Source organism: Enterobacter sp. SECR19-1250, assembly GCF_013391025.1.
GTDB lineage: Bacteria > Pseudomonadota > Gammaproteobacteria > Enterobacterales > Enterobacteriaceae > Enterobacter > Enterobacter cloacae.
In genome coordinates this window covers 1-5,709 of record NZ_JACASJ010000174.1, presented here as the reverse complement: position 1 = coordinate 5,709, position 5,709 = coordinate 1, and the positions used below count along the sequence as shown (strand labels likewise).

Sequence of the window (5,709 nt, the reverse complement as noted above, 5' to 3'; positions counted from 1 at the left end):
GCAAGAATACCGTCGCTGACATCGTGCAACGACACAGAGCTAACGCTTAGGGTGTAATTTCGCCCTCAGCCGGAACCGACCCCTAAAACGGAAAGGCTCATTGAAGCCGTATATTTTCTGGAGGTTCATCAGGCGCGGAACTCATCAAGGCGCGGGAATAAAATCCCATTCAGACGCCGGATAGATTCAAGCAAGCCAACTTGTCGTCAAAATCGGTGTTGCAAAAACGGGAGTGACCATAGATTCCGTTTTCTGAGGTGCCCCCTACCAGCAACGCACCGCCGAAGACCGGCAGCAGGAGCGCGAGCAATTCCAGATGGTTAACCGGGGCCTGAAAGACCAGATTCAAGACCTGCAAAACCGGCTCATCCAAGCCGAGTCAAGAGCGTCCGAGCTGATAGACACTAATGCGCAATTACAACGACAAACGCATGAGCTCGAACAGGCCAATGCGATGCACAAAAGCACCTTGGATAGGCAAGTGGCCGATATCCAGAACTTGGAGCATCAACTTAACGACGCCTCGGCAAAAAACCGGGAGCGGAAGCATGAAAGCAAACAATTGGCGGATAATATTGCCGCACTCGCAAGCCAGAAAGCAGATGCCGATAAGCAGGTGGCCGTACTATCCCAAGCATTAGAGGTCACCAAAACGGATCTGAAAGCCTCTCAGAATAGAGCGGAAGTTCTGTCCGATGAGAACAAGTTGATTCTTCAGGAAAAAGCGGTGATTCAGGGGCAGTTTAAGCAGCTTCAGGAGTCACTGTCGCGATAAAGGCTTTAGTCAAACATTCATCGAAAAAGCTATATTAATCAATATATTATATACGAAGTGGCTAATTCCAACGCTTTTACCGGCCGGACCTCAAGTAGCTGCACCGGCCGCCATTTCATTCAAAGAGGCCTCGACGACAGTCAAAACTGTTCGACGCACGTCGATCTTCCATCGCACGCGCTCGACGCATCGGTCCAGGCTTTCGCTATCGTCTGCGTCCAATGCTTTGCAAAGTCGCGCCAGTTCGTCGAGCCCAATTCCGGACTCGAAGGCTGCGCGGAGAAACCGCAGCCTTCCGAGTGTTTTGTCATCGAAAATGTTATAGCCACTTTCGGTTCGCCGAGCAGGGTGCAACAAGCCGCGTATCATGTAGTCGCGCACGACATGCACGCTGACGCAAGCATCATCAGCCAGCTTCGATATCGAGTACGCATTCATACTGGGCTTTCCTCGCAGTCCTCTAGCAGCTTAAGCGCGACATCATGACCAAGGTCGAACGCACTCTCGACAGGCACGACCTCAATCCCTTGGTGGGTCGAAGCCCACGAATTTGCAATAGACGGAGACGCAAAGAAATGCACATGACAGCAAAACGAACAACGAATGTCGGGCGAAGTATCCGGAGTTCGCAGTGAAACCATTGCTTCTGCCGGTTCGACATGAAGCACTGCTTCTGGTGCAACGGTGAGAGTGATCGGCCTACCGGTGGCGGCGCAGCGGGAAGTGACACGGGCAATCTTGCCGGTCAAGGCGGGAAACATCAAGGTGTCCAGCGCACACCATGTGTACAAATGACGGCCATCCACCTCAAAAACGTGAGAGGTTTCACGTAGTGTCAGCCCCAGTCCAATGATATTGGCCTCGTCGTCATATTCCGTACCAGGTGCCTGCTCAAGTACCGTTGCAACTCTCGCTCCAGACCATCCGAGTGCGCCGGCGAGCTTTTCGCGTGATACAGGTCCCCCCATCGCTAGCTGTCGGAGCAGCGCGACAAAGAGCGTTGCGAACTCTTTAGGATGATTGCCAGATGAAAGGCTTTCGGCAATCTTTTTGGAATAAATAGTCTTGTCCATTTTCCACCTGTTATATCGGGCAGCGATCAACCGGGATAAACCTTACTCGGCGGTTACGTCCTGCGCTTAACAAAGACGAATTACTTTGTGCCTTGCCGGCGTTGCCATTCCTCGGCCAGCAGCTGGGCTTGCTGTAACTGTTCGGGCTTCATTTGAGCTGCATAGTCTGCAACGACTTTTGCTGCTGTCGGTTCTCCCGACGCTGCGGCCAGACTCATCCACTGGTATGCCTGCACCTGGTCGGGCGCGATGTCGGTAAGACCCTTTGCAAACAGCTGGGCCAGCCTGACTTGAGCCTGCGTGTGTCCCTGCTCGGCAGCGAGGCGGTACCACTTGAAAGCCTCTGCATCGTTGGCAGGAGCCGCACGCCCATTCTTATACATACCGTCGACTTCACTTCCGTAGAGGCGCCCGAGGTTGAACTGTGCATCGGCTTCACCCTGCTCGGCCGCCCTGCGGAACCACTGGATCGATGCCGCGTGGTTTTGCTTTACGCCCATACCGCATTTGTACGCAAGACCCATGATGTTCTGAGCCATGGCATCGCCAGCCCTGGCCTTCTTTTCCCAATCACTGACGGTCTCTGGCGACAATGTTTCAATCGCGGCGCCGAGCTTAGAAAAATCATAAGCCGCCAACGCTTGGTTTGGCATGCCTAACGTTGCGGTACTTGCCAGTACGATCGTCAAGCACGCGCGTACACGGCGTAATTTAAGTCTGATGTCACAAAACATAAAAACTCCTCTGTCCCTGTTTTGGTGCCCAAGGTTTAGCCGGCACAGCACGATAGCTGTGTCACATCCTTCGAAAAAGTCTGTGCCACCAGTTTGAGACCTTCAACCATGGTGAGGTAAGGGAAAAGCTGGTTAGCCAGATCCTGGACGGTCATGCGGGCCCGGATGGCAATCGCGGCAGTCTGGATGATTTCGCCTGCTTCCGGTGTCACAGCCTGGACTCCGAGAATGCGTCCGGACCCTGCCTCAGCAACAAGCTTGATAAAGCCGCGGGTATCGAAGTTGGCGAGTGCACGCGGCACATTGTCGAGCGTGAGCGTACGGCTTTCGGTTTGCAGACCAATGCGCTGGGCCTCTGCTTCACTGTAGCCTACCGTGGCAACTTGCGGATCGGTGAACACGACTGCCGGCATGGCGTCGAGATCGAGCTTTACGTCGCCGCCGGTCATATTAATGCCAGCCCGGGTACCAGCCGCGGCTGCAACGTAGACGTACTGAGGCTGGTCAGTGCAGTCGCCAGCTGCGTAAATGTTCGAAGCACTCGTGCGCATGCCTTGATCGATCAGGATGCGATGTTGCGAGTCAAACGTCACACCTGCGCGCTCGAGATTCAGGCTTGCGGTATTTGGCGTGCGGCCGGTGGCAACAAGCAATTGATCCACCTTTAACTCGCCCTGCGCGGTCGTCAGGATGAATTGGCGGTCGCAATAGGTCACGGCACTCGCCTGCGTCTGTGTCAGCACCGTGATGCCTTCCGCACGGAAAGCTGCAGTCACGGCCTCGCCAATGGCAGGGTCGTCACTGGCAAACAAGGTGCGCCGGGCCAGGACCGTCACCTCGCTGCCCAAGCGCGCAAACGCTTGTGCCAGTTCCAGTGCTACGACCGAGGCGCCAATTACTGCCAGCCGTTTAGGAATGGCTTCGCTAACCAGGGCTTCGGTGGACGTCCAATATGGCGTTCCTGCAAGACCAGGCAACGGCGGGATGGCAGCGCTTGCACCAGTGGCAATGAGACAGCGATCGAAGGCCACTTCGCGAGTGTCACCTTCTGCCGCTTCCACGATAAGCGTTTGGCCATCCTTGAATCGGGCGCTGCCTCGCACCAGATTGATCGACGGATTGCTTTCGAGGATGCTTTCATATTTAGCATGACGCAGCTCGTCCACACGGGCCTGCTGTTGCGCCAGCAGACGGTCACGCAGGACAACTGGGGGCGTTGCCGACAGTCCCACGTCAAAAGGACTTTCGCGTCGCAGATGAGCGATATGCGCTGCCCGAATCATGATCTTAGAAGGGACGCAGCCCACGTTGACGCAGGTGCCGCCGATAGTTCCCCGCTCGATCAGGGTGACACGGGCACCGTTTTCAGCTGCCTTCAGCGCTGCTGCCACAGCGGCGCCGCCAGTACCGATGATCGCCACATGCAGCTGACCTGCCGGTTTCTCCACCGCGCGCTCGCCGCTCAGCCACTGGGCGGCTTTGCCAAGGAGTCCTGGCTGTTCAACACTGCGCTCTTTGCTTTCAAATTCGTCTGTAGGCGTAGCACCGTAACCAAGGGCGCCCACTGCTGCTACGAGCGCGGACACGTCAAGCCTATTGCCTGTGACTTGCGCCTTGTTCGATGGATAATCGACAGCCGCTCGCGTTACGCCGGGGACCGCCAGCAGCGCGTCCTCAACGTGCCTTGTACAACTTGGGCAAGTCATTCCCGCCACGCTCAAACCAACTTCGTTTAACTCTTGCATTCCGCTCTCTCTTTTATCCGTTGTGCCCAAGCCAACTAGTACGACGCCTCGGTCACTGAATCGGTTGTGCGCTTCAGGGAACAGGCTCCGTGGGTCGTTTACAGGCTGCTCACGCGATGACGACCGGCAGAATCGCCTGAGCGGCATCTCTGCCGTGGTTCTAGCGATGCTGCCGTTATTTGTTGCCTTACTTCTTCAGCTCAGATGGGTAGCCTACATCCGTCGTCGCCTTGCTAAGCGCCTGGACGTTGGTCTTCGCATCGTCAAACGTTACGACGGCAAGCTTGGTTGAGAAGTCGACCTCGGTCTTGCTAACACCGTCGACCTTGCTCAAGGCCTTTTTAATGGTGATAGGACAAGTCGCGCAGGTCATGCCAGGAACGGCCAAGGTGACCGTCTGCGTGGCGGCCCACACCGGGGCAACAGCGGCGGCGAGGGCAAGGGAGGCAAACAGTTTCTTCATGATGAACTCCTGGTTAATAGAAAAATGGAACGACATAGGGAAATCCAAGCGCGACCAGGACCAGCACGGCCACGATCCAGAAAATCAGCTTGTAGGTGGCGCGCACCTGCGGAATCGCGCAGACCTCACCTGGCTTGCATGCCTGCACGGGCCGGTAAATCCGCTTCCAGGCGAAGAACAGCGCCACTAGCGCCGCGCCGATGAACAACGGTCGATAGGGTTCCAGCACCGTCAGGTTGCCGATCCAAGCACCGGAGAAGCCCAGGGCGACCAGTACTAGCGGCCCCAGGCAGCAGGTCGATGCAAGAATGGCGGCCAGCCCGCCGGCGAAGAGCGCACCGCGCCCGTTTTGTGGTTCAGACATACGTTGGCCCTTTTGAATTTGGATTGGATAGCGTAACCTTACTTCCGTACTCATGTACGGAGTCAAGCGATATGGAAAATAATTTGGAAAACCTGACCATTGGCGTTTTTGCCAAGGCGGCCGGGGTCAACGTGGAGACAATCCGCTTCTATCAGCGCAAGGGCCTGTTGCCGGAACCGGACAAGCCTTACGGCAGCATCCGCCGCTATGGGGAGGCGGACGTGGTTCGGGTGAAATTCGTGAAATCGGCACAGCGGCTGGGGTTCAGTCTGGACGAGATTGCCGAGCTGTTGCGGCTCGACGATGGCACCCACTGCGAGGAGGCCAGCAGCCTGGCCGAGCACAAGCTCCAAGACGTGCGCGAGAAGATGGCCGATTTGGCGCGCATGGAGGCTGTGCTGTCTGACCTGGTGTGCGCCTGCCATTCGCGGCAGGGGAATGTTTCGTGTCCGCTGATTGCGTCGTTGCAAGGTGGAACGAGCTTGGCAGGGGCTTCCACAGCTTAGCGTGCTTTATTTAATGAGATGGTCACTCCCTCCTTCCCGGTACTATGCT

8 protein-coding genes are annotated in these 5,709 nt (G+C 56.3%); 2 read left to right on the top strand and 6 right to left on the bottom strand.

The window, feature by feature from the left end; translation table 11 throughout:
* Nucleotides 1-316 precede the first annotated feature (316 nt).
* Nucleotides 317-775, top strand: a complete 459-nt coding sequence (locus HX884_RS27050; protein ID WP_011405611.1) for a hypothetical protein — start codon at nucleotides 317-319, stop codon at nucleotides 773-775.
* A 90-nt stretch (nucleotides 776-865) separates the two neighbouring features.
* Here the strand turns inward: HX884_RS27050 and merD are convergent, their stop codons facing one another.
* The 6 genes from merD to HX884_RS24990 all read right to left on the bottom strand — a co-directional run bounded on the left by merD (nucleotide 866) and on the right by HX884_RS24990 (nucleotide 5,154).
* Entirely contained in the window at nucleotides 866-1,213 is a 348-nt protein-coding gene (gene merD, locus HX884_RS25015) for a mercuric resistance transcriptional repressor MerD (protein ID WP_021443905.1), read from the bottom strand.
* A complete protein-coding gene (gene merB, locus HX884_RS25010; protein ID WP_011405610.1) occupies nucleotides 1,210-1,848 on the bottom strand; it encodes an organomercurial lyase MerB in 639 nt (212 codons plus the stop codon). Before merB ends, merD begins: the two co-directional genes overlap by 4 nt.
* 80 nt (nucleotides 1,849-1,928) lie before the next feature.
* Entirely contained in the window at nucleotides 1,929-2,582 is a 654-nt protein-coding gene (merG, locus tag HX884_RS25005; RefSeq protein ID WP_011405609.1) for a phenylmercury resistance protein MerG, read from the bottom strand.
* Between the two features lie 35 nt (nucleotides 2,583-2,617).
* On the bottom strand, nucleotides 2,618-4,327 hold the full coding sequence (merA, locus tag HX884_RS25000) for a mercury(II) reductase (RefSeq protein ID WP_011405608.1): 1,710 nt from the start codon (nucleotides 4,325-4,327) through the stop codon (nucleotides 2,618-2,620).
* 187 nt (nucleotides 4,328-4,514) lie between these two features.
* Nucleotides 4,515-4,790, bottom strand: coding sequence for a mercury resistance system periplasmic binding protein MerP (merP, locus tag HX884_RS24995; protein ID WP_011405607.1), 276 nt, complete (start codon nucleotides 4,788-4,790; stop codon nucleotides 4,515-4,517).
* A gap of 13 nt (nucleotides 4,791-4,803) precedes the next feature.
* The gene (locus tag HX884_RS24990) at nucleotides 4,804-5,154 is read right to left on the bottom strand and encodes a mercuric transport protein MerT (protein ID WP_001294663.1); all 351 of its coding nucleotides are present in this window, start codon (nucleotides 5,152-5,154) and stop codon (nucleotides 4,804-4,806) included.
* A 71-nt stretch (nucleotides 5,155-5,225) separates the two neighbouring features.
* On the opposite strand from HX884_RS24990, the gene HX884_RS24985 reads away from it, so the two are divergent.
* The gene (locus tag HX884_RS24985) at nucleotides 5,226-5,660 is read left to right on the top strand and encodes a mercury resistance transcriptional regulator MerR (RefSeq protein WP_032490487.1); all 435 of its coding nucleotides are present in this window, start codon (nucleotides 5,226-5,228) and stop codon (nucleotides 5,658-5,660) included.
* Nucleotides 5,661-5,709: the final 49 nt, after the last annotated feature.